The organism is Picosynechococcus sp. PCC 7117 (assembly GCF_001693275.1).
In the GTDB taxonomy this organism is placed as follows: Bacteria; Cyanobacteriota; Cyanobacteriia; order Cyanobacteriales; family MRBY01; genus MRBY01.
In genome coordinates this window covers 299,260-322,820 of record NZ_CP016477.1, presented here as the reverse complement: position 1 = coordinate 322,820, position 23,561 = coordinate 299,260, and the positions used below count along the sequence as shown (strand labels likewise).

Annotated in this window: 22 protein-coding genes; 16 read left to right on the top strand and 6 right to left on the bottom strand. The window is 50.1% G+C overall.

Features of this window, described 5'->3' with window-relative positions; genetic code table 11:
* Positions 1-8: 8 nt before the first annotated feature.
* The 9 genes from AWQ22_RS01530 (at position 9) to AWQ22_RS01490 (ending at position 11,622) form a co-directional block, all read left to right on the top strand.
* Positions 9-1,187 carry an LL-diaminopimelate aminotransferase gene (locus AWQ22_RS01530; RefSeq protein ID WP_065709966.1) on the top strand — a complete coding sequence of 393 codons (1,179 nt, stop codon included), beginning with the start codon at positions 9-11 and terminating at the stop codon, positions 1,185-1,187.
* Positions 1,184-3,886, top strand: coding sequence for a PEP-utilizing enzyme (locus tag AWQ22_RS01525; RefSeq protein ID WP_065709965.1), 2,703 nt, complete (start codon positions 1,184-1,186; stop codon positions 3,884-3,886). Before AWQ22_RS01530 ends, AWQ22_RS01525 begins: the two co-directional genes overlap by 4 nt.
* 60 nt (positions 3,887-3,946) lie before the next feature.
* Entirely contained in the window at positions 3,947-5,728 is a 1,782-nt protein-coding gene (locus tag AWQ22_RS01520) for a glycosyltransferase family 39 protein (RefSeq protein WP_065709964.1), read from the top strand.
* Positions 5,729-5,890: 162 nt separating this feature from the next.
* Positions 5,891-6,790: a circadian clock protein KaiA gene (locus AWQ22_RS01515; protein ID WP_065709963.1), complete on the top strand. Its 900-nt coding sequence runs from the start codon at positions 5,891-5,893 to the stop codon at positions 6,788-6,790.
* Between the two features lie 66 nt (positions 6,791-6,856).
* Positions 6,857-7,171, top strand: a complete 315-nt coding sequence (gene kaiB / locus AWQ22_RS01510; RefSeq protein WP_030006078.1) for a circadian clock protein KaiB — start codon at positions 6,857-6,859, stop codon at positions 7,169-7,171.
* A gap of 182 nt (positions 7,172-7,353) precedes the next feature.
* Positions 7,354-8,904, top strand: a complete 1,551-nt coding sequence (gene kaiC / locus AWQ22_RS01505) for a circadian clock protein KaiC (RefSeq protein ID WP_012305921.1) — start codon at positions 7,354-7,356, stop codon at positions 8,902-8,904.
* 188 nt (positions 8,905-9,092) lie between these two features.
* Positions 9,093-10,400, top strand: coding sequence for a threonine synthase (gene thrC, locus AWQ22_RS01500; protein ID WP_012305920.1), 1,308 nt, complete (start codon positions 9,093-9,095; stop codon positions 10,398-10,400).
* A 103-nt stretch (positions 10,401-10,503) separates the two neighbouring features.
* Positions 10,504-10,779 carry a MoaD/ThiS family protein gene (locus AWQ22_RS01495; protein ID WP_012305919.1) on the top strand — a complete coding sequence of 92 codons (276 nt, stop codon included), beginning with the start codon at positions 10,504-10,506 and terminating at the stop codon, positions 10,777-10,779.
* Positions 10,780-11,043: 264 nt separating this feature from the next.
* The gene (locus AWQ22_RS01490; RefSeq protein ID WP_030006076.1) at positions 11,044-11,622 is read left to right on the top strand and encodes an HPP family protein; all 579 of its coding nucleotides are present in this window, start codon (positions 11,044-11,046) and stop codon (positions 11,620-11,622) included.
* A 42-nt stretch (positions 11,623-11,664) separates the two neighbouring features.
* Here AWQ22_RS01490 and AWQ22_RS01485 read toward each other — a convergent pair whose 3' ends face one another.
* Positions 11,665-13,704: a cation:proton antiporter gene (locus tag AWQ22_RS01485; RefSeq protein ID WP_065709962.1), complete on the bottom strand. Its 2,040-nt coding sequence runs from the start codon at positions 13,702-13,704 to the stop codon at positions 11,665-11,667.
* A 205-nt stretch (positions 13,705-13,909) separates the two neighbouring features.
* On the opposite strand from AWQ22_RS01485, the gene grxC reads away from it, so the two are divergent.
* Positions 13,910-14,176 (top strand): glutaredoxin 3, encoded by a 267-nt coding sequence (gene grxC / locus AWQ22_RS01480; protein WP_030006074.1) that lies wholly within the window; start codon positions 13,910-13,912, stop codon positions 14,174-14,176.
* A 57-nt stretch (positions 14,177-14,233) separates the two neighbouring features.
* Here grxC and queC read toward each other — a convergent pair whose 3' ends face one another.
* Positions 14,234-14,911, bottom strand: a complete 678-nt coding sequence (gene queC, locus AWQ22_RS01475) for a 7-cyano-7-deazaguanine synthase QueC (RefSeq protein ID WP_065709961.1) — start codon at positions 14,909-14,911, stop codon at positions 14,234-14,236.
* Positions 14,912-15,568: a 7-carboxy-7-deazaguanine synthase QueE gene (locus AWQ22_RS01470; RefSeq protein ID WP_065709960.1), complete on the bottom strand. Its 657-nt coding sequence runs from the start codon at positions 15,566-15,568 to the stop codon at positions 14,912-14,914.
* Between the two features lie 144 nt (positions 15,569-15,712).
* On the opposite strand from AWQ22_RS01470, the gene AWQ22_RS01465 reads away from it, so the two are divergent.
* Genes AWQ22_RS01465 through AWQ22_RS17030 form a run of 5 tightly spaced genes read left to right on the top strand, consistent with a single transcriptional unit; the run spans position 15,713 to position 18,220 of the window.
* A complete protein-coding gene (locus AWQ22_RS01465; RefSeq protein WP_065709959.1) occupies positions 15,713-16,780 on the top strand; it encodes a thiamine phosphate synthase in 1,068 nt (355 codons plus the stop codon).
* Positions 16,781-16,984, top strand: coding sequence for a sulfur carrier protein ThiS (gene thiS, locus AWQ22_RS01460; RefSeq protein WP_012305912.1), 204 nt, complete (start codon positions 16,781-16,783; stop codon positions 16,982-16,984).
* Between the two features lie 53 nt (positions 16,985-17,037).
* The gene (locus AWQ22_RS01455; RefSeq protein WP_012305911.1) at positions 17,038-17,238 is read left to right on the top strand and encodes a hypothetical protein; all 201 of its coding nucleotides are present in this window, start codon (positions 17,038-17,040) and stop codon (positions 17,236-17,238) included.
* A gap of 31 nt (positions 17,239-17,269) precedes the next feature.
* Positions 17,270-17,698: a hypothetical protein gene (locus AWQ22_RS17035; protein WP_232321439.1), complete on the top strand. Its 429-nt coding sequence runs from the start codon at positions 17,270-17,272 to the stop codon at positions 17,696-17,698.
* A gap of 60 nt (positions 17,699-17,758) precedes the next feature.
* The gene (locus AWQ22_RS17030; protein ID WP_232321437.1) at positions 17,759-18,220 is read left to right on the top strand and encodes a DUF4351 domain-containing protein; all 462 of its coding nucleotides are present in this window, start codon (positions 17,759-17,761) and stop codon (positions 18,218-18,220) included.
* Here AWQ22_RS17030 and AWQ22_RS01445 read toward each other — a convergent pair.
* The 3 genes from AWQ22_RS01445 to mgtE form a co-directional block, all read right to left on the bottom strand.
* Complete coding sequence (locus tag AWQ22_RS01445; RefSeq protein WP_232321435.1) at positions 18,217-19,710, bottom strand: type II CAAX endopeptidase family protein; 1,494 nt, start codon at positions 19,708-19,710, stop codon at positions 18,217-18,219. The genes AWQ22_RS17030 and AWQ22_RS01445 overlap by 4 nt on opposite strands.
* 110 nt (positions 19,711-19,820) lie before the next feature.
* Positions 19,821-21,380, bottom strand: coding sequence for a WD40 repeat domain-containing protein (locus tag AWQ22_RS01440; RefSeq protein ID WP_065709957.1), 1,560 nt, complete (start codon positions 21,378-21,380; stop codon positions 19,821-19,823).
* A 36-nt stretch (positions 21,381-21,416) separates the two neighbouring features.
* Complete coding sequence (gene mgtE / locus AWQ22_RS01435) at positions 21,417-22,787, bottom strand: magnesium transporter (protein WP_012305907.1); 1,371 nt, start codon at positions 22,785-22,787, stop codon at positions 21,417-21,419.
* Positions 22,788-23,162: 375 nt separating this feature from the next.
* Between mgtE and AWQ22_RS01430 the strand changes: the two genes are divergently transcribed.
* A complete protein-coding gene (locus AWQ22_RS01430) occupies positions 23,163-23,417 on the top strand; it encodes an RNA-binding protein (RefSeq protein ID WP_012305906.1) in 255 nt (84 codons plus the stop codon).
* Positions 23,418-23,561 lie beyond the last annotated feature (144 nt).

Genomic DNA, 23,561 nt, shown 5'->3' with positions numbered 1-23,561 from the left:
TTGCCCCTATGCATTTTTCCCAGCGGTTATCACGGCTTTCGGCAAATGTGTTTGCAGATATGGACCGGGCCAAGGCCAAGGCGGTGGCAGCGGGTCAGGATTTAATTGATCTATCCCTCGGCTCTTCTGATCTCCCTGCTTCAGCGATCGCCACGGAAACCATTGCCCAGGCATTAACAGACTCCCAAACCCATGGGTATGTCCTCCACCGCAATACCCAGGCTTTTCGGGAGGCGATCGCCACTTGGTACACCGAGCGTTATGGGGTTGCCGTTGATCCCGATACTGAAGTCTTGGCGCTGATTGGTTCCCAGGAGGGGACGGCCCACCTGCCGCTGGCCTTGCTCGACCCCGGTGACTATGCTCTGCTGCCGGATCCGGGCTATCCCTCCTATGCGGGTGGGGTGGCGCTGGCGGGTGGCGAAAGTTACTTTATGCCCCTCACCGCTGAACATCATTTTTTGCCGAAATTCGCGACGATCCCCCAGGATATTTTGGCAAAAAGTCGCTTAATGATTCTCAGTTATCCCCACAATCCCACGACGGCGATCGCCACGCTCGATTTTTTTCAAGGGGCAGTAGCATTTTGCCAGGCCCATGATCTGGCGCTGATCCATGATTTCCCCTACAACGACATTTATTTTGCTGGGGAAACGGCACCACCGTCGGTATTACAGGCCGATCCGGAAAGAACCTGTAGCATTGAATTTTTTACCTTTTCAAAGTCCTTTAATATGGGAGGCTTTCGTACTGCCTTTGCGGTGGGGAATGCCCAACTGATTGCGGCCCTACGCCAAATTAAGGCGGTGGTTGATTTTAACCAATACCAAGGGATTCTCAACGGGGCGATCGCCGCTCTCCAACGGGATCAAGCCACCATCGCGGAAAATGTGCGCGTTTACCAAGACCGCCGGGATGCCCTCGTCGAAGCCCTCAATGACCACGGTTGGTCTGTACCCAAGCCTGGGGCGACCCTCTATGTGTGGGCCAAGTTGCCAGAAGCTTGGTCAGGAACTTCTTTGGAATTTTGTACCCAATTAGTGGCCCAAACGGGCATTGCCCTGTCGCCAGGATCAGGGTTTGGTAAAACAGGGGAAGGCTATGTCCGCTTTGCCCTCGTTCAGGAACCAGCGGTACTGCGGGAAGCCGTGCGCCGGATCCAAACATTCCTTTCGCCACAACCATGACATTGACGCAGGTCTGGGGTTGTCTACTCATTTTCACTTTAATCCCAATCCTCGGTGCAGTTTGTATTTTGCCCTGGGGCGATCGCCATCCCCCTAGGCAACTGTTGGGAGATTGTCTCCTGGGGATAATTGTGGTGCTCTTCACCCGGTATTTTTTCCCGTACCAATCCCCTTGGGAACTCATCAGTCTTTTAGCTTTTATGATGGGCCGCTATTGGCGCACCCAAGATCTGGCTTTTGCGGCGGTGTGGGGAGGCTTGTTACTCCACGATTGGCAGATTACGCCCATTGTCAGTTTTATTGGCTTGGTGGGCTTGACGGTATTTCGACAAATTCGCCTGGGGATCTGGGCCGTTTTGACTTTGATTTTTGTGGCTCTCACGATCCGCCACGGTGCGGTGCCGGGCTATTGGGTCGCGGCGATCGCCCTGGGGGGACTCCTGGGCTGGTTAAGTCAACAGACAACAAATAGTCGGCAAGTTTGGCAAATTTTTCGGCCTGAATCCGGCTTTCTCTCCCTCGATCAGCGCCTCAGTAGTCCCCAAGTGGGCCAGGATGCGGCGACCCTCAGCCAATTGAAATATTTGGGTTATCCTGTTTTGCCGGGGTGGGTGCTAAAACCAGGGGATGATTTTAAACGACTGGTTGATTTACTAAAACCCAGTGGCGATCGCCCTTATATGGTGCGTCTCTCCAGCGAAAAAGTCCTTCCCAGATTTCAGATTCCCACGGAGCAACTCACCAGCCCAGAAGCCTTGGAAGTTGCCCTGGTGAATGGCTTTAGTCAAACGGCAGTGGGGAAACAAGCACTGCTGGTGCAAGCCCAACCCACGGTGCAATGGTCTGGCATTACCTACAGTCGCCCGCCGCTCCCCTACAAGCGCCAGGATCCCCTCACGGAAGTTGTCCGAGATTTTATTACGCCGCTCGTGATTGGAGAAGGCCAATTTTTGCTGTACTACGGTCTGGATTCACCCCAGCCCCTGGGCGGGAAACCCTATGCTAACCATCCTCCCTTGGATATTTTGCAGGAAGTGGCCCACCTCAGCCGTCAGTTGGAACATCAACAGGGCAGTCCCCAGGCCCTGGAATGGTGTTTTACGGGCCAGGATATTTGGATTTTACGGGTGCGGCCGATCTATCATCTCCATCCGGTCTGGACGAGGGAAGAAATTGCGAGCCATTTCCCCAAACCTTTATCCCCTTTGAGCGCCTCCCTATTAGAGGTCACGGCACCAGGGGCGATCGCCAGTATCTATGATGCCCTGTGGGAAGGGCGCGAAAATCTCCAGAACATCGCCTTGATTTCCCATCATCGGGGATATAGCTATCTCAATCGCAGCTTTTGGGAGCGGGTCTGTCGCCGGGAAAATTTTGAATTTAGCGACCTCCAATCCCGACTGGGGTGTCTGCTGTTTAGCTTTCGCCATCCTCTGTTTTGTTACCGCTATTTGCATTGGGATTGGCAATGGTACCCAGAGTTTCAGCAGGAAGCGGAGCGCCTTTGTTACCCTCTGCTAAAAACGATCAAAATGATCAGCCGCAATGATCTTTCGACCCTCAGCCTGGCGGATTTGGTGCAAAATGTCGAGCAAATCACGGAGATACTGGAACTCCTGCTTGGCTATTGGCTCCGGGGGGAAGTGATCCTTTGGCGTCGCCGTTTGACCACGGGGCTGTCCCATTTTCTGCCGCCGCTCCCCCCCAAATTCCAAGCTCTCAATCAGTTGGCCGTGGATATCCGGGGGACCCTCCGCACCACAGGGGAACCACGCCAGGGGGCCGTTGAACCCTTTACACGGGCGGCTTTATTTGCCCAACTCGCAGAGCTGCCCGATGGTGAACATTTATTTGGTCGTTTAAATCAGTGGCTGAAGGAGCATGGGGATGGGGCAGATTTCCCTTGGGAGTTGGCCCAGCGGCGCTGGCGAGAAGATTCGGGGACGATCCGCCAACAATTAACGGATTTAGTGAACCAGCCGCGCACCGCCATTTCTCCCCCTGACCTTAGCTCCGCCCAGCGCCAACTCCAGCAGATCTACCGTCAACAGGAAGTAGTGACGGGGCTTTGTGAAACGTTCTTGGCCCAGTTGCGCTGGCATTTTTTGGCGATCGCCCAGATTTGGCAAAACCAAGGTTATCTAGAGCAGCCCCAGGATATTTTTTGGCTCAAGCTCCCGGAGGTAAAGGCCTTGATTAATGCCCCCCAATCCCAGGAGTTTTCCCGCCTCCAGCTAAAAATTCAATATCGGCGATCGCAAATGAATTTAAACCAAGAACAGGGGCCTCCCCCAGAGATTATCTACGGTCAATTGACCACGAAAGAAGATGTTTCGAGTAGTTGCTTTTTACAAAAACTCCAGGGTCAAGCGGTGAGTAGTGGCTCGGTGATTGGCCGTGTCCATCGCTGTTTACCTGGGGAACGGGTCATGTCCTGGAGTCCCAATGATATTTTGGTGACCACCTACATTGATGAACATTTTCTAGAGCATCTCAAGGAGGTCAGCGGCATTATCACAACCCAGGGGGGCATGCTCTCCCAGGGGGCAAGTTTGGCCCGCCAACACCAAATTCCAATGGTTGCTAATGTCACCATGGCCCTTGAGCTTCTCCAACCAGGCCAATGGGTACGCCTCGACGGTCGCCTGGGTCAGGTGGAACTTTTAGATCCAGAAGCCCTGTCTACGGATGCGAATTAGTTGCCCACGTAGCAGGTTACAATCGCTGAAGTTTTTTACTTAAAATCCTCCAATTTGCCCATGTCGCCCCTTGATTCTGTTCGTCGTTGGTACCACAGCTATGAGAAATTCCCGAAAACCACGGGGATCATTTCGGCGATCGCCTTGGGTCTCCTGGGGGGACTCGCTTTTTTTTGGCATCTTGGCGCTGTGGGCCTCGTGGATGAAACGGAACCCATGTTTGCGGATGCGGCCCGACGGATGTTAGCCACAGGGGATTGGATTACGCCCTATTACAACGATGCCACCCGCTTTGATAAGCCGCCCCTGGTGTATTGGCTGATGGCGATCGCCTACAAAATTGTTGGGGTGAATGCCTGGGGGGCCAGATTACCCTCTGCCTTTGCGGCTCTTGGTTTAATGGTCTTGGTTTTTGTGGTGCTGCGTCAGTTTGGTTTTGGTACAGCGGCGGCGGCCCAAAATCCCGAAGCTCCTAATACCCAACGCAAACTCTGGCTGGCAGCTTGGATCGGCAGTAGCTTAATCGCCTTGAACTTACAAACCATTGTCTGGGCGCGGCAGGGGGTCTCCGATATGCTCCTTAATGGTTGCTTTAGTGGGGGCTTGATTTGTTTTTTCTATGGTTATGGTAGCGGTGGACAGCCGATCAATCGCTGGTTACCCAATGGCTGGTACATGGCGGCTTACGCGTTATTTGCCTGTGCGGTCTTGACCAAAGGGCCGGTGGGGATCGTGGTGCCGGGACTCGTGATCATGCTCTTTTTGCTTTATGTCGGCAAGTTCCGTGAGGTACTGCTGGGGGAAGCGAAACCCTTGACTGGGGCTTTGATCTTCACGGCGATCGCCTTACCTTGGTTTGTCCTGGTGACCCTCCGCAATGGCCAAGCGTACATTGATAGTTTTTTTGGCTACCACAATTTTGATCGGTTTACGGGGGTAGTCAATGGCCACGATGCTCCCTGGTATTTTTACTTTCCAGTGGTATTGGTGGGGTTTTTGCCCTGGTCTGTGTATCTACCAGCGGCGATCGCCCGACTCAAGTTACATCGTCCGGCCCGTTGGCGTCAGGAGGCGCGTTCTACCCACCTTGCCGTCTTTGCAAGCATTTGGTTTGGGGTGATTTTTGGCTTCTTTACCATCGCCGTCACCAAACTACCGAGTTATACAATTCCCCTCTTGCCCGCCGCCGCAATTTTGGTGGCGTTGTTTCTCAGCCATGTTATTGAAACGCCCCGGCAACCCTCAACAGGATTCCGTTGGAGTGCGATCGCCAATGTGGGGCTGTTGCTGATTCTCAGCGGGTTTATGATCTATAGCCCCCAAGTCATTGGTTATGATCCTGCGGCCCCGGATCTGGCTACGACCTATGCCCAATCAAACCTTGCTTGGTGGGGCTGTGGGATTTGGCTCCTGGGGGCGGTTGTTCTTGCGGTTTGTGTGTGGCGATCGCGCCTGGGGATCTGGCTAGCTAATGGGGCGATTATGGTGGCATTTATTGTCCTTGTTTTACTACCCGCCAGCACTTTGCTGGATCAAGCTCGCCAAGCCAGTCTCCGGGAAATTGCCGATACCATTACAGCCCAGCAGCGGCCTGACGAAACAGTGATGATGGTGGGGTTTGAAAAGCCGAGCCTCGTCTTCTATACAGGCCAAGATATTCTCTTTATTGACGATGATAAAGAAGAGGAACTCGCCGCCATCGATAGCACCTTAACCCAGGCCAATTCTTCTTTTCTGTTGGTGGTGCGCACATCCACCCGCCCAGAACTTCCCCTAGGGGACAAAACCCTTGATCTCCTCCTGGAAAGATCGCCCTACGAACTGTTGCGGGTACAAAAATAATGCTGGCGCTAAATTTCCGGTAAAATCTCAGCCTATTTTGACAAAAGATGTTACCGTAACCCCAAGCAAGCAAAAAAAATTAAGCTTATCTTTATAATTGTCCCATTATTAAAAGAAAGCTATCCTTTAACTTAAGCTTATTTCGATGTTGGTCGGTCTACTTTGGTTTCTAAACTCTCCCTTTATCTAGTTACACCTCCTGGTTTTCAACCCGGAAAAATTGAAGCTCAATTGACAGGCGATCGCTATCAGATCAAGCTCCTTGACTATGGCCAAAAATTCCTGGCATTTCTTGAGGCAAATAAAGAACAAATTGACTGCCTTGTGGTTGTTCGAGGGAAAGAAAACCAAGACTATTTTGAGCGCTTAACTCAGAGTGGAATTTTACTCCCCTGTGTCTTTCTTGGGCCGACCACCGCCTGTGAAATTTCCCAAGAAGATGTCTCCGAGCAGCTATACCATAGTGCCGAAAAATACCTGGATTTTGCCAATCTCGAAAACTTATCGTTGACCATCGATCAGGCGATCGCCCAATTTTTGCACCTCGCCCCAAGCTGTGCCCTGAGCGACAAACCCCAAGATCCCCACCACAGCGATCCCGATAAAACCCACCAAGCTTTTTTACTGTTACAACAGCGCCGTCTCGCCGAAAAATTACGGGAACGATTAGGCTATCTCGGCGTTTATTACAAGCGCAATCCCAAATATTTTTATCGCAGTCTTTCCCCCGAAGAACAGCAAGAATTTCGGGAGCAATTTGTCGCCGATTATCGCGATATTGTCCTAAGCTACTTCAGTGGTGATCTCCCCACAAATCAAGCCATTGATCAATTTGTCAATCAGGCTTTTTTTGCCGATGTTTCTGTCTCCTACATCCTCGAAACTCACATGAAGTTAATGGACGAATTCGCCCAACAGCTCAAACTTGAAGGGAGAAGCGAAGAAATCCTCCTAGACTATCGCCTTACCCTCATCGATATCGTCGCCCACTTGTGTGAAATGTATCGTCGTTCCATCCCCCGTGAAGATCTACCTTTTGAACTTCTATTTCGGATAGACTAGGATGAAATCATTCCCCTCCACGACGCCTAGCACCTAACCCTATTCCTACCCACATCAGCCTTGTCTATGAACCTCCTAAAGAAAACTTATGTTTTAAAGCTTTATGTGGCTGGCAATACCCCCAACTCTGTCCGCGCCCTCAAAACCTTAAAAAATATTTTAGAAACCGACTTTAAAGGGGTCTATGCCCTAAAAGTAATTGATGTCCTCCAAAACCCCCAACTAGCCGAAGAAGATAAGATTTTGGCGACACCAACCCTCTCCAAAGTGCTTCCACCTCCCGTCCGTAAGATCATCGGTGACCTCTCCGACCGAGAAAAAGTATTGATTGGTCTCGATCTCCTTTACGAAGAGTTTTTAGAACGGGAAGAAGAGCTTTAAGAACAGGAGCACTTTCTAGTAGGATAAAGCCATTTGATTTCGTATACTTCCTTCGTCTCGTTGGGTTATCAGGCTATGCCGTCCAAAAAGATGGCGTTTCAAGCGCTTGCTCTCCCTGCATTAGGACAACCCTAGTTAAATCTCTTCGTTTTTTTATTTATATCTCCAGTCCCTAAGTCGTAATGAATCAGCCCACCTCCTCTAATAACGGTGCCATCAAAGGCGTCCAAAAAATCCGTACCCTCATCGAAGGTCTCGATGAGATTAGTCATGGTGGTTTACCCTCAGGCAGAACAACCCTAGTGAGTGGTACTTCGGGGACTGGGAAAACCTTATTGGCAATTCAGTTTCTTTACCACGGCATCAAGCATTTCGATTACCCAGGGCTTTTTGTCACCTTTGAGGAATCTCCCCGGGATATTATCCAGAACGCCCATAGCTTCGGTTGGGATCTCCAAAGTCTCGTTGATGAAGGTAAGCTCTTTATTCTCGATGCTTCCCCAGATCCCGATGGTCAAGAAGTGGTGGGTAACTTTGATCTATCTGCCTTGATTGAACGGATTCAATACGCGATTCGTAAATATAATGCCAAGCTTGTTTCCATTGACTCGGTGACAGCGGTTTTTCAGCAATATGATGCTGCCCCCGTCGTCCGGCGGGAAATTTTTCGCCTGGTTGCGCGATTGAAACACCTTGCGGTCACTTCAATCATGACCACGGAAAGACTGGATGAATATGGCCCTGTAGCCCGCTTTGGGGTCGAAGAATTTGTCTCAGATAACGTGGTGATCCTGCGGAATGTCCTAGAAGGGGAACGGCGGCGACGCACTATTGAAATCCTTAAGCTGCGGGGAACAACCCACATGAAGGGGGAATATCCCTTCACGATCACCAACGACGGGATCAATATTTTCCCACTGGGGGCAATGCGTCTGACCCAGCGGTCTTCTAATGCACGGATTTCTTCCGGGGTGGAAACCCTGGATAAAATGTGCGGCGGCGGTTTCTTTAAAGATTCGATCATCCTAGCCACGGGAGCCACAGGTACTGGAAAGACTTTACTCGTAAGTAAGTTCCTCGAAGAAGGTTGTCGGCGCGGCGAACGGGCGATCCTGTTTGCCTATGAAGAGTCTCGGGCACAGTTATCGCGTAATGCCTCTTCCTGGGGGATTGATTTTGAGGAGATGGAACGCAAAGGGCTGCTCAAGTTACTCTGTTCCTATCCAGAGTCGGCGGGTCTGGAGGATCACTTGCAGATGATTAAGTCAGAAATTTCTGAATTTAAGCCGTCCCGGATTGCGATTGACTCACTATCAGCGTTAGCGCGGGGCGTGACCAATAATGCGTTTCGCCAATTTGTGATTGGGGTAACGGGTTACGCGAAACAGGAAGAGATTACGGGCTTCTTTACGAATACAACGGATCAGTTTATGGGGGCCCACTCGATTACGGAATCTCACATTTCGACGATTACGGACACGATTCTAATGCTGCAATATGTCGAGATTCGCGGCGAGATGTCCCGGGCGATCAACGTCTTTAAGATGCGGGGATCTTGGCATGACAAGGGCATTCGGGAATACACCATCAGTGAAGGTGGGGCAGCGATTAAGGATTCTTTCCGAAACTACGAACGGATTATTAGTGGTTCGCCGACGCGGATTGCCGTGGATGAGAAGTCGGAGTTGTCGCGGATTATGCGGGGTGTACAGGATAAGACCTTGCCGGAATGACCCCCTCTGCCTAGCGGCATCTCCCCCAGGGGAGAATATTTTTGGGGGAGAAGAGGCGATCGCCTCTTTCTTTTTACGCAGATTTAATCCCGACTATTTTTATCGGGTATGATTGACGACAGTTTTGGAACTGTTTACTATGGCTTTCAATTAAGCATTCAGCATTCATGGAAACGGAGAAAACCCTAATGACGCAAGCAACCCTTGATACCGCCGTCGCCTCCCTCGACACCGCCAACTTCACCGCCCTCGCCTGTAAGGAATGTGGCGCTGAGTACGAACCCAAAGCCCTCCACGTGTGTGAGTTTTGCTTTGGCCCCCTCGAAGTGAAGTACGACTACGAGAAAATCGCCAGCAAAGTGAGCCGTGAAAGCATCGAAGCTGGCCCCAAGTCCATCTGGCGCTACAAAGAATTTTTGCCCGTTGCCGGAGAACCCATTGATGTGGGCACTGGCTTTACGCCCCTCCTCAAAGCGAACCGTTTGGCCCGTCGTCTCGGCATCAAGGAGCTTTACATTAAAAATGACGCGGTGAATATGCCCACCTTGAGTTTCAAGGATCGGGTGGTATCCGTTGCCCTGACCCGCGCCCGCGAATTAGGTTTCTCGACCGTTTCCTGTGCCAGCACTGGTAATTTGGCAAACTCCACAGCGGCGATCGCCGCCCATGCCGGATTAGACTGTTGCGTCTTTATCCCCTCCGATCTCGAAGCCGGGAAAGTCCTCGGCACGCTGATTTACAACCCCATTCTGATGGCCGTCCACGGCAACTATGACCAGGTGAATCGCCTCTGTTCTGAAGTTGCCAACTCCCACGGCTGGGGCTTTGTGAATATCAACCTCCGCCCCTACTACTCCGAAGGCTCCAAGACCCTGGGCTATGAAGTCATCGAACAACTTGGCTGGGAACTCCCCGACCACGTGGTTGCGCCCCTGGCTTCCGGTTCCCTCTTCACCAAGATCTACAAAGGCTTTAACGAATTCGTCAAAGTCGGTCTTGTTGAAGACAAAGCGGTTCGTTTCAGCGGTGCCCAAGCTGAAGGTTGCTCTCCCATTTCTCAGGCCTACAAAGAAGGCCGTGACTTTATTACTCCTGTGAAGCCCAACACGATCGCCAAGTCCATTGCGATTGGCAACCCGGCCGATGGTGTCTACGCCGTAGAAATCGCCAACAAAACCAACGGCAACATTGAAGACGTCACCGATGCCGAAATTGTTGACGGAATCAAACTCCTTGCTGAAACCGAAGGCATTTTCACCGAAACTGCTGGTGGCACCACCATTGCCGTTTTGAAAAAACTCGTAGAAGCAGGCAAGATCAACCCCGACGAGAAGACAGTCGTCTACATCACTGGGAACGGCCTCAAGACCCAAGAAGCAGTACAAAATGCTGCTGGTGAACCCCTCACCATCGAAGCCAACCTGGAAAGTTTCGAGCAGGCTCTTGATCGTGCCCGCACCCTCGAGCGTCTAGAGTGGCAGCAAACTTTGGTATAGTTGCTGTTCTAAATTGGGTCTTTTCTCATTGTCACTGCACGGTAGATCTGACCCAATCCCTGTTCCTTATCGTTTAGTTTTAAAAAAATTTGTCTGACTCAAAATGGCAATTAAAGTTTTAGTTCCAACTCCCCTCCAAAAGTTTACGAAGGATCAACCCACCGTTGAATGCGCTGGTTCTTCCATTAAAGAATTGCTCGATTCCCTAGAAGCAAACTGCCCCGGCATTAAGGCTCGCCTCTGTGATGAACAGGGCAATCCTCGACGCTTTTTAAACCTCTACGTCAATGAAGAAGATATCCGTTTTCTGAACGGTGTCGATACTGCTCTAAATGACGGTGATGAGGTCAGCATTGTACCCGCTGTGGCAGGGGGCTAAAGTTTCGAGTAATAACCATGAATGCTTTTGTACGGGGGAAGAATACTTCCCTCGTTTTTTTATTTTTTGATTTGTTGATGACATTTGATTCGATTAAAAATAGGCTGATTTTTAGCTGACTTTATAAGCAAAAATTGACCTTGAAATTAAAAATTGATCTCATAAAAAAGCCATAAATGCAAGAACGTCATGATAAATTTAAATAATTGCATGAAGCAAGGTTATTAAAATCCAGCAATCCTATCGATCTTGATTGGAAGTTTTATGTCATCATTTCCCCGGCGGGCATCTATTCGATTAAAAAAACGTTCTAATACAGCAATTTTGAGGCGGTGGCGACGCAAATTTTATACGCTGCAACAGAGCCGTAGACATCAACCCAGCTTCTCCCGACAACATATTGGTTTGTCATTTTTAGGCAGTTTTATTGGTATTTCGACCCTGGCTTACATCTCGGTTTATAGTTCCTATCCTTTGATTGCGGCTCCCTTTGGGGCCACGGCCGTGCTGGTATTTGGGGTGCCGGATAGTCCATTAGCCCAGCCCCGCAACGTAATTGTGGGGAATGTAATTGGGGCTTGCAGTTGTGTGGTGTTATTTCACTTGTTCGGAGATGCGCCCTGGGTTATGGGTTTGGCGGTGGCAGTGACGATTAAGCTCATGCAACTGACCCGAACCGTCCATCCGCCTTCGGGGGCCGTAGCCTTAATTGGTATTTTGAGTCATGCGTCCTGGCAATTTATTTTGACGCCTGCTTTATGCGGTTCTGTGTTGATTGTGTGGTTGACGGTAATTTTTAGTCGTGTGGTGCCGGGACGTCCTTATCCAAAGCACTGGCTTTAGGTTGAACTTTAAAAAACGCTACTTTTGTTAGGCGAATGAGGGCTAGAGTTCGTTGAAAATGACGACGGATGTTTGGATTTGGCTCGAAATTTTTGTGGTGACATCGCCCACAGCTAGGCCTCCGGCGGTACGGTAACGGGTAGAGTGCAGAATGACAAGGTCGAAGTCTTTGGCGTCATGGAGAATTGCCTTGGCCACGTCGTGGTAACGGATGATCCGAATCTGCATTTTGGTGGTGATTCCGGCATTTTGCAGGGCATTTTCTAGGTCGGCTTTGAGCAAGTTGCGTTGGTCTTTGGTCATCCAGGTTTCGCACACATGGAAGACGGTGACTTCGGCTTGGTTGGCGATCGCCAAAAGTTCAGCAAATTGCACCATCTGTAAATTTTGGGCTGAGATCCCTTTAAAGGGCACCATGATCCGCCGCAAATTTTTCGGGTCATCCAAGAGACGCACGACCGCCACCGGGCAATGGGCCGACCAACAGACATTATGAATTAAAGTCCCCAGGAGCCTTGCTTTGAGACCCTCGGTTTTTCCCCAGCCCATCAAAATTAAGTTGGCATTTTCTTCCCGGGCCACGCGACTGATCCCGGCGGCCACATCGTCATCGATGCGAATTTTTGGTTGCATTGTAATTTGCAGTTGCTCCCCCTGGGCGATCGCCTCTTGGAGTAAGCTTTGACTCCGGTTGATCCCCGTCATCACTGCCGGATCATCCATGTGGGCGTGGCCCGTCACAATCGACACAGGCATCACAACCCCTTGACGAATACGAGTTAAAAGCCCTGCTGCTTCGAGCAAATAATCCTTGGTGCTGGGATTGGCAATGGGCACAACAATTTTGAACCGATCCGTCGATGGCGACACCTTAACCGTTGTCAGGGCAATATCCTTGCCACTACTGGGTAATAAACGGCCAAAGCGACGGGTTAACACCGGCCCCAGCATCGAAGTGACTAGCATCAGCACGATCACCGCATTAAATACCGATTCGCTGATCAGTCCCACCCGGAAACCAACCAAGGCCGCCGCCAGGGTTGCCGCCACCTGGGGGATCGACAACGACCACATCGTGAGGGTTTCGGCCCAGCTATAGCGATAAATCTGTTTGGCGATCGCCGCCGCAATAAATTTAGACAACAACAACCCACCCACAATCGAAAACGTGAGAGGAAATTCATAGAGCAAATTATTAATAAATGCCGGAATATCAAGCAGTAACCCCATCCCCACAAAGAAGAATGGAATAAATAGCGTACTGCCCACAAATTCGATTTTTTCCTCTACCGGGCTTTTGCCGACCACATCATTGACCGCCAAACCCGCCAAAAAAGCCCCCACAATTTTATCGACATTGATCACCTGGGCCCCCACTGACGCGAGAAAGACAGCCAGCAAAATAAATAAAAATTGATTGCCCTCTTCATCCCCATTGCGCTGGAAAAATTCTCGACCAAGCCAGGACAGACCGAAAAGTACCAAAGCTCCGTAGCCCACCAATAATGCCAGTTGCAAGACCAAAGAAGCCGTAGAAAAATCGCCCTGGTGAATTGACACACAGATCGCCAGCACCAACAAAGCCGCAATGTCCGTAAAAATCGTCGCGCCAATCGTGACCGTTACACTCTCATTATTGAGAATCCCTAGCCGATTAATAATTGGGTAACCCAACAACGTATGGGAAGCCAATAAAGACCCAATGAGAATCGCCGCATTCCAACCAAAATCAAAGCTGAGGCCGACCACCGTTCCCATCGTTAACGGCACAATAAATGTCAAAAAACCAAAGCCAATGGAGCGATCTTGGGTTTTCCGAAACTCCGCCAAATTAATTTCTAATCCGGCCACAAACATCAGGTAAATTTTGCCCACTTCCGAGAATAAAACCATTGTTTCACTCTCTGAGTCGAGGAGGCCTAGGGCATTTTCACCAAGGATAATCCCTGCAAAGAGTAAGCCCACCAAGCCAGGTAAATTCAGCCGTTCAAAAATAGGGGGAATGGTCAGGGAGACCAACAGCAGCAGAATAAACGTAAAAATCGGATTTTCTGTGATGTATTGGATCGATTCGGCAACCATGGCAGTCCGAGAAAAAGGCTAGCCTCCCAGTGTAGCGGAAGAAGTTTATAACGAAAATAAATTGTCAATTTTATGGCAAAAACAGGGAATTTTGGCCCTTAAGCTTGCTCAAATTTCCCTACAGAGAGAAAAGGGCATCGCCGCTTTTAGGCCCAGGAAACGTTAAACTTGAAATAAATTGTTACATTTCAGAAAAATCCAAATTATGGCTGCAACCGTTGAAATTTATACTTGGAGCACCTGTCCTTTTTGTATCCGGGCCAAGCATCTCCTCGACAGTAAGCAAGTGGAATATACAGAGTATTGCATTGATGGCGATCGCCAAGCGCGGGAGGCCATGACAGACCGAGCCAATGGCCGCAGTAGTCTCCCCCAGGTTTTTATTAACGATCAGCACGTGGGCGGCTGTGATGATCTCCATGAACTAGAGTACCAAGGCAAACTCGACGATCTTCTGATGCAGGCGGCTTAGATTTGACCAGCACTAATTTCCCCAACCCTCGGTTTCGGTCTGGGGGTTTTTGTTTGGTTATTTTTGAATGTTCTGGCTCGTTAGCTCTGGATAACCCGCTTTGATCAGGGCTTCATCCCGAATCCGGCAGGAATCACATAAGCCGCAGGGATGTTCTCCCCCTTGGTAGCAAGACCAGGTTGCGGCAATGGGAACCCCCAATTTCACAGCCTTTTGGATAATTTCTACTTTGGTATCAAGCACAAGGGGCGCAACCAATTGGGGTGCGTGACCTTCAATGCCAACTTTGGAAGACAGATCCGCTAACTTCTGGTAGGCGGCGAGATATTCGGGGCGACAGTCAGGATAACCGGAATAGTCCACGGCATTGATCCCCAGGTAGATCGCTTCGGCTTGTTTTGCTTCAGCGAGAGAAAGGGCGATCGCCAAAAATACCGTATTACGACCGGGGACATAGGTCGAGGGAATATCCCCTGTCTGGACACCACTTTGGGGAATCGCTTGGTTAACGTCAGTTAGGGAAGATCCGCCCCACTGGGACAAATTCACATCCATGATGAAATGCTCGGCGATCCCTAAATGTTCGGCAATTTTCTGGGCGGCGACCAATTCCCGGCTATGTTTCTGACCATAGCGAAAGGAGAGAGCAAACACTTCATAGCCATCGGCGATCGCCTGGGCGGCACTGGTGGCCGAATCCAAGCCACCGGAGAGTAAAACAACAGCCCGTTTCATCTAGCGCACCCCCAGAAACTTATGGGTTTGCAGACCAAGACGCCATTCGGGGTGAGCCAAAATATAGTCGAAAATAAGGCTCTGACTGGCAGGATTTTCCCATTGGGGTTGGAGATATTGCGGAATTTCTGCGGCAATTTTTTGGGCTTGGGTTTCGGCCCACTGAAAATCCGTGGCTTGGTCGATCACGACCTTTAATTCACTGACCTGATCGTAAATTTCCGGCAATGGCGCTTTAAAAGGCTTTGGGGACAGGGTCAGCCAATCAAAATGACCGCTGAGGGGATGGGCGCCGGAGGTTTCTAGGTGGAGCGGCAAACCCGTTTCTTTCAACCCAATCGTCAAAGGATAAAGGTCATGCATCAAAGGTTCCCCCCCCGTAATGACAATGATCTTCGGCTGGGCCACTTGCACTTGATCTCTTAATTGACCAACGGAAACTTGGGGATGACGTTTCGGATTCCAGGAAATTTTTGTGTCACACCAGGGGCAACCCACATCACAACCGGCAAGGCGAATGAAAAAAGCTGCTGTGCCAAACCAAAAGCCTTCCCCCTGGATCGAATGAAAGGTTTCTACGACGGGATAGGTGACGGATGCAATCTCTAAAGAATCAACGGAATCAAGCAAGGGTCGCGGTACGGTACGAAGGGCCATGGCCTTGGGCAACAAAAAATAACACAGGGTTACTACTGTATTCTAAAAGGCGATCGCCTGTCTCCGGGGCAAAATCCAGAGATCCCCTAGGAGATGCGATAAAGTAAGAATTTGCCTGCCGATTCTGTTTTGTGCGCCGTCACCATGGTTAAACCTGCTTCCACCGATACCACCGCTATTTTTCGCATCCTCGATGCCAACCTTGACCGAGCCAGGGAGGGACTGCGCATTGTTGAAGAATGGTTTCGATTTGGCTTGAACCATGCTGAACTGGCCGCCCGTTGCAAGGAAATGCGCCAAACCCTGGCCCAATGGCATCACGACGAATTGCGCGCCGCACGGGATACGCCCAACGATGTAGGCACCAGCCTCAGTCATCCCCAGGAAGAAAGCCGCACGGATCTTAATCATTTGCTCCGGGCCAATCTTTGTCGGGTCGAAGAAGCGCTCCGGGTGCTAGAAGAGTACGCCAAACTCTACAAAACGGAGATGGCGATCGCCTGTAAACAGATGCGGTATCAGGTCTATACCCTCGAAAGTCAACTCTTTAGCCCCCAACTGAAACAACGTCTCGAAAAAGCACGACTTTATCTAGTGACTTCTCCCCACGAAAAGCTCTTGGCAGTGACCGAAGCAGCTCTCCAGGGGGGCGTTGAAATTGTGCAATACCGTGACAAAGAAACCCCCGATGAACAACGGTTTGCCAATGCGATCGCCCTGAAAAAATTATGCGATCGCTACCATGCTTTATTCCTCGTCAATGACCGTGTGGATCTTGCCCTAGCCGTGGATGCCGACGGCGTTCACCTCGGCCAAACGGATTTACCCATTGCCACTGCCCGCCAACTCCTTGGCCCCGATAAAATTATTGGCCGCTCCACCACCAATCCCACGGAATTAGAAAAAGCATTGAGTGAAGGAGCCGATTATGTGGGTATTGGCCCCGTGTATGAAACCCCTACTAAACCGGGGAAAGCCGCTGCGGGTCACAGTTATGTCAGCCATGCCAGGGAAAATTGTCCTGTGCCCTGGTTTGCGATTGGCAGCATTGACACCGAAAATCTCGGCGAGGTTCTGGCCGCCGGAGCCGAACGGGTTGCAGTGGTGCGGGCCTTGATGCAGAGTGAAGACCCGACCCTGACAGCTCAGTTTTTTGCGGCCCAATTACACCGCCAACAAACCCTACAAAACCTTGAGGAGGCCACGGCATAAATGATCGATGTTTGGGTGAATGGTGAACTAAAAACCATTGCGAGTGAGTTATCTTTACCCCGCTGTCTTGAGCAATTGGGCATGAACCCGCGCCTCGTGGCAGTGGAATACAACGGCGAAATTTTGCACCGTCAGCGGTGGGAGCATACCTTGATTCAAGCAGGCGATCGCCTAGAAATTGTCACCATTGTCGGTGGTGGCTGAGGCTGAAACCGTTACACTACAGAGCAACACACCTTCAACTCCTTGAGCGAAAAATGAGTCAAACCGTAAACTGTGCCGTTGAGTGCGTCAATGGTTGCATCCTAGGGGAAGACTGCCCCAACAAAGAATATGCAGCCCAAGCCAGCGAATTTGTGCAGACCGTCTCCATCGACAAAATGCACGAAATCGCCGAAGCAGCGCGCCTCAAGAAAATGATGGAACCCCCCAAATGGGTAATCCCCGACGAAATTTAGACTGCTTTTACCTTGGTTTTCCGGTTGAACCATGACCCAAACCATCGATCATGATTTGTTGTTTAAGGAGTTGCTGACGACCTTTTTCTGGGATTTTCTCGCCCTTTTTGCGCCGGAAATCCTCGAAACAGCCGAACAGGACTCCTTAACTTTTCTTACCCAAGAAGTTTTCAATGACCTACCTGGCCAAACGCGTCGCAATGTAGATATTGTGGCGAAACTTCACTTTCGCGGCCAAGAGACTTGTTTTCTCGTACACGTTGAAAATCAAGCAACCTCCCAAGCAGATTTTGCGGAACGGATGTTTCTCTATTTTGCGCGGTTGTACGAAAAGTATCGTTTACCCATTTACCCCATTGCCTTATTTTCTTACCGCTCTCCCCAGAGGCTAGAACCGGAAACTTTTTCGGTGGCGTTTCCTTCCAAGGACATTCTCAGGTTTTCTTTCCAGACTATTTAATTGAACCGCTTGCCGTGGCATGACTTTCTCCGCCAACCAAACCCCGTTGCGGCTGCGCTCATGGCAAAGATGCACTTTAGCTCAGAGGAACGCCCAAAGGTCAAGTTAGAATGTTTACGGATGATTGTGACGCTTCGTTTAGATTCGGCCAGAATTCATTTGTTGTCGGGTTTTGTGGATACTTATCTGAGGTTAAATATGGCAGAACAGCAGATCTTTGAGCAGGAACTACACCGAATTCAGCCCCAGGAGGAAGCCCAGGTACTGCGAATTGTCACGTCTTGGATGGAAGAAGGTCTACAGCAAGGCCGCCAGGAAGGACGACAGGAGGAGGCTTGCAAGTTGATTTTGCGATTTGTTCAGCAACGCTTCCCGGAGCAAGCTTCAGGATTCGCCCCACAAATCCAGGCCCTGAATCTAACTCAACTGGAGGCCCTAAGCGATCGCCTATTTGGGTTTGAGTCAGCCACAGAACTAGAAACTTGGTTACGGGAAAATCCCACCGAGGGCAACCCTACCTAGCTACCGAGAATAAACAAACTCAATAGAGTGCCGCTGTTCCACAAACTATGGAGGAGCATCGGGGCCAGCAGGTTGCGGGATTTAACATAAACGAATCCCAAAATAATGCCCAGGGTCATTAAAGGTAGAACTTCCGACAAACTCATGTGGGCGATCGCAAACAAGAACGCACTGAGAATAATGCTGCCCCACACTGGGACATAACGGGTTAGAGAAGGCAATAGAAAACCTCGGAACATAATTTCTTCAAAGAGGGGAGCCATCACCGAGGCCGTCAAAAAGAAAATTGTTAAAGCCACCTGATCCTGGGCTTTGAGAGCGAGAAACAAAATCGGATTACTGCCCCCCTGGCCCTGCCAAATTTGTTGATTGAGTAGGGAAACGAGTAACACCAGCGGCAAGGCCACCATGTAGCCTCCAAATCCCCATACCGTCCAGTTATCCAGCCATTTCACCTGAAACCAGCCCTGGGGGAGGGGCCGAAATTCCCAAACCGAAGCCGCTAGAACGATTAAACCAGCGATCGCCATCAGTGAATAGGTGATGAGGGTATAAACAGCCTTTTCACGTACACTCCAAGCGGTGGCATCGATGCTAAAGGCCTGGAGGGCGATAGGTAAAGCAAGGGGCAAAATAATTTGACCGACGAGAAAGAAGCCAACGATAAAAACTTGCCAGATAATTTCTCCATTCCAGGGGGTGTTCCAAGTCGCTTGATCATCAATGTGCAAAAGGGCTGCTTCCTGCTTCCGGAAAGCTTGAACGCCCAAAAAGATGAGAAAACCCAAGCCAAAAAGCCCCACACTAAAGGGCAAGACGGTAATGACCGTTAATTTTAAAAAAGCCCGTTGCGCATTCTGTTGAATTTGTTGCTGGAGTTGCTGTTGTGCCGGAAGATTGTCTTGAATTTGGTATAGCTTTTGGAGATTTTGTTGCTCGAACCAGGTTTCAAGCTGGGCCTGGGTTAAGGCATCTGGGTCAGTGGGAGCTTGGGAGTTAAGCCAGAGGGGCGCTAAAGTTTGGGCCAAACCATCAGATTCTTCTCCGGAAATGGCTTCCCATCGCTGTTGTGCTTGTTCGAGCTTGCCGCGACTGGCATACAAAATTCCGAGTCTGAGCTGGAGTTCATCGATTAAAGTGGCGGTTTCAGCGATCGCCTTTTTGGTCGCCTGGGTTTGAGTCGCGCTTGTTTCTGTAGAGTCTGTGAGGAGTTTTTGGCGGGCTTCACTACTACTGAGCACTTTTTTATACTGGGCGATCGCACTACTGTAGGGATCTTGGCCCGTCAGTTGGGTCACGAGGGTGGCGATCGCCTCAGGGGAAGTCGTGGCCGTGGAATTGGGATCGTACTCTGCGGCCTGAAGCACCAAGTTGGTTTGATACAGTTCGAGGCGGCCCTGGATCTGCGGTTCCTGGAAACTGGCCCACAACGAAGACAGGAGCGGCACCAGGGTAATAATCGTCAACAGAATTAAAATTACGCGCTTCACGTTAGCTACCCGCACAAAAACAGTGGATCTAGCCTAGCCTGTTGTTTCTCACGGAATCAATATTTAACGGTGGATAATTTCCCTGGCTGGCTATCGTGAATGAAATCTGATTAAACTTGCTGCCAAATTTTGATCGTGCCATCGGAACCGCCCGCCGCGAGGGTCCGCCCATCGGCAGTGAGGGCTAGGGACAGTAAACGTACATGATCTTCTTGGTCGGGAGTGTTGAAATTTAACGTCGTCAAAGGCTCAGTGATGCCTAACTGCCAAATTTTGATCGTGCCATCGACGCTACTGCTCAGGAGAAAATGACCTTGACGACTAAACAGAAGCTGGGTAATGGGCTTTTCGTGGGCTTCGAGGGTAAAACAAGGCACAGTTTCCGGTAAAACCTCTAGGTGATTAATATCCACTTGCCACAGATGAATCAGGCCATGTTCGCCAGCAGAGGCAAACAATTTACCATCAGTGCGGATGGCGATCGCCGCAATAGCTGCGGGGGGATCATTTTTTAAACTACCGAGTAAGCGATGATCCGTGGTGCGCCAAAACTTGAGGATGCCCTCTGTGCCACCGCTGATAAAGAGGTTTTCTTTGGGAGCCAGGGCGATCGCCTGGATCTGATCATTGAGATCAAGGGTTTGTTGATAAACGCTACCAGCCTCAAGTTGCCACTGGCGCAGGGTCTGATCGTGACTCCCGGTGATGAGTGTTTGTTGGCCTGTCAAAGCCATGGCATAAACGGCCCCTTGGTGTCCCTCCAGGGATTTTTGAAGCGTGAGTTGGGGCACCGCTTGGCTTTGGTCGAGGTGCCAGAGCTTGATCTCCGGCGAAAAACTACTACTGGCGATCGCCAATGTTTCTATTTGTTCTGTCTCCGCCTTGGCTCCGGTCACAGGGGGGATGAATGCTAGATTTAAAATACCCTGCTCGTGGGCGTTCACTTGGGAAATTTGCTTTTGATCGTCTACGCGCCAGAGTTTTAATTGATGATCCCAACTGCCACTCGCGAGGAATTTTTGATCGGCACTAAAGGCTAAAGCACTCACACAATCTCGGTGGGCTGGGATAGTAGCGACTAACTGCCATTGCTGCTTGGGTTGCGGCGCTGCGGGTGGTTCTGGAGCGGGGAGTGTTTCCGTGGCCCAAGGATCGGCGATCGCCTCTGGTTTTAGATCATCGGCAACTGCCTGGGCGATGGCTGGAGATGTTGCGGCTGGGGTAGGTTGCTGCCGTAAAAATTCCTGTTCTAAATTCGTGAGTCGTTCATCCAAGACAGCTTCATTGAGATACTGCACCACATTGGTTAGGGCTTTTTCTAAACTGCGCAGATAGGTTTGCATTTCTCCATCTGTTTCGATTTGGGCCAGGCTGGCATTGATTTGGCTCGCTTGGCGAATTTGTTCGGTGAGGGGTTGCAGTTGTCCTTGAAACTGACCTTGTAAACGTTGCTCAAGGCTGCGCACCATGCCCAGGATTTGTCGCCGCTGGTGTCGTTGATGGGCAATGCGGTTAAAAAAATTTAGCCCTAGGGTGATCCAGAACAGGAACATGACTAATGAAGCTGTCGAATTACCGTCGCCTTGAATCACATCCCAGATCCACGCCAAGAAAACCAGCAGCAGCAAACCTAATTCTGCAAATTCCAACCATTGCTGCTTTTTTCCCATCAAAACATGACCCTCCTCACGGGTGCGTTCGCCTTATCATAACCTCAACATCATGCGGGCGATATTAAAGTAAATCAAAACCCCAATCACGTCCACCGCCGTTGTAATAAAGGGTGCCGACATTAGGGCCGGGTCTAACCCTAGGTATCGGAACAAAAATGGTAGCGAGGAGCCAGCCACCGATGCCAGCACGGCGATCGCCACCAAACTGATCCCCACCGAAATGGCCACCGCCAGATTTCCCTGGAGAAAGTAGGCCCAGACAATCACCACAATCCCCAGGATCGCCCCTAACAAAGCCCCGGCGATCGCCTCCCGTCCGACTACCTTCGCTGGCCCTAGATCGTTCAAATCTTCCGTATTCAAACCCCGAATCACCACCGTTGAAGACTGTGCCCCCACATTTCCTCCAGTCCCCGTCAAGAGCGGAATAAATGCCGCCAAAATCACCACCTGTTCCAAGAGCGACTGCTGGGAGCTAATAATCCAGCCCGTAAAGGTATTCGTAATTAGCAACACAAACAACCACACAACCCGCTGTCGAGCCACCGTCCACAGATTCATTTGGAAATAATTATCACCATCCGTTTGCAGCCCCCCCAACGCATAGATATCTTCTGTGGCTTCCCGTTCAATAATGTCGATCACATCGTCCACCGTAACGACCCCCACCAGACGATCTTCTCGATCCACCACAGGTAAAGCGAGTAGGTCATACCGTTGAATCGTTCGCGCCACTTCCTCTTGGTCAGTATCTGTATGAACCGAGACCACATCCCTGGTCATAATCTCTGACAACGGTAAATCTGGCTCAGAGACAACAAGATCCCGTAGGGAGACAATGCCTACCAGTTGCCGGGACGCGTTAGTGACATAGAGGTAGTAGATAATTTCCGATTTGCTGGCCTGTTGCCGAATCCGCTCGATGGTTTCTGAAACGGTGAAGGTTTCTTTGAGGGAAATATACTCCGGGGTCATTACCCGGCCAGCGGTATCTTCCTCATAACCGAGCAAAAGATTCGTCGCCTGTCTTTCTTCAGGGCTGAGCTGTTCTAGGAGCTGCCGTACCACCTTCGCCGGTAATTCATCGAAAAGACGAACCCGGTCATCGGGGGACATCTGGTCAACGACTTCCCGCACTTCCTGGCGCTTAAATTTTTGAATGAGGGCCTGCTGCACCGATGAATCTAGATATTCATAGACTTCGATGGCCTCTGCTTTAGAAAGCAGACGGAAAGCAATGACCTGCATCGATTCTGGTAAATCTTCGATCGCCTCGGCAATGTCAACGGGCTGTACGGGCACAAGTAGCGATTTAGCCCCTTGCAAATTATTCGATTCCAGCAAAAGCAACAATTGGCTTCGGACCAACTGGCGCAGCTCAGTATGTTTAGCGGATGTAGTCATCTTGATGGATCGTTTTGCCTCGGAATGTGCGGCCAACAACAGCCTGGGTACCCAGAACAAAGCTTAAAGGAAGGGTGACTCTGCGATTATCTAAGTAAAAGTGCTCAGGCTATCAAAAAAAGGAGAAAGCGCTTCATAAAACTTTATTTATTCTACAAAACAAGTGCCCCCCAAAACTTGTGTTTATTTTTTTGACTGTGCTAGCCTAGTATTGTTGGGAATCAAAAGAATTCGAAAGTACTCGGTTACGGTTTTGTCTCGTTTGGTATTGTGTTTGGTTACGACAGTATTGACAGAAAATCTCCCCGCCCGATACGACTACGAACTCTCCTTCCCCGATGCACAGATTAAGTCATCTTTAAGGAGACAATTTTTATGTCAATTTATGTTGGAAACCTGGACTACGCCGTAGAAGAAGACGATCTTCGTGAAGTCTTTAATGACTACGGTAAAGTAAAACGCGTTTATCTTCCGGTAGACCGTGAAACCCAAAGAAAGCGTGGCTTTGGCTTTGTGGAAATGTCTAACGATGAAGAAGAAGATAAGGCGATTGAAGCCCTCGATGGTGCTAGCTGGATGGGCCGCGACATGAAGGTCAATAAAGCAAGACCCCGCACCAACAGCCGCTAAATATCATCTCTGCGTTGGCATGGGATGTAATTTCTAAGAAACGACCCATGCTCCCAAACAACATGAATTAAATTCAGTGAGGCCACTAGTTTTGTATCTAGTGGTTTTTTTAATCGCTATGATTCGGGAGCAGCAACAAAAAAA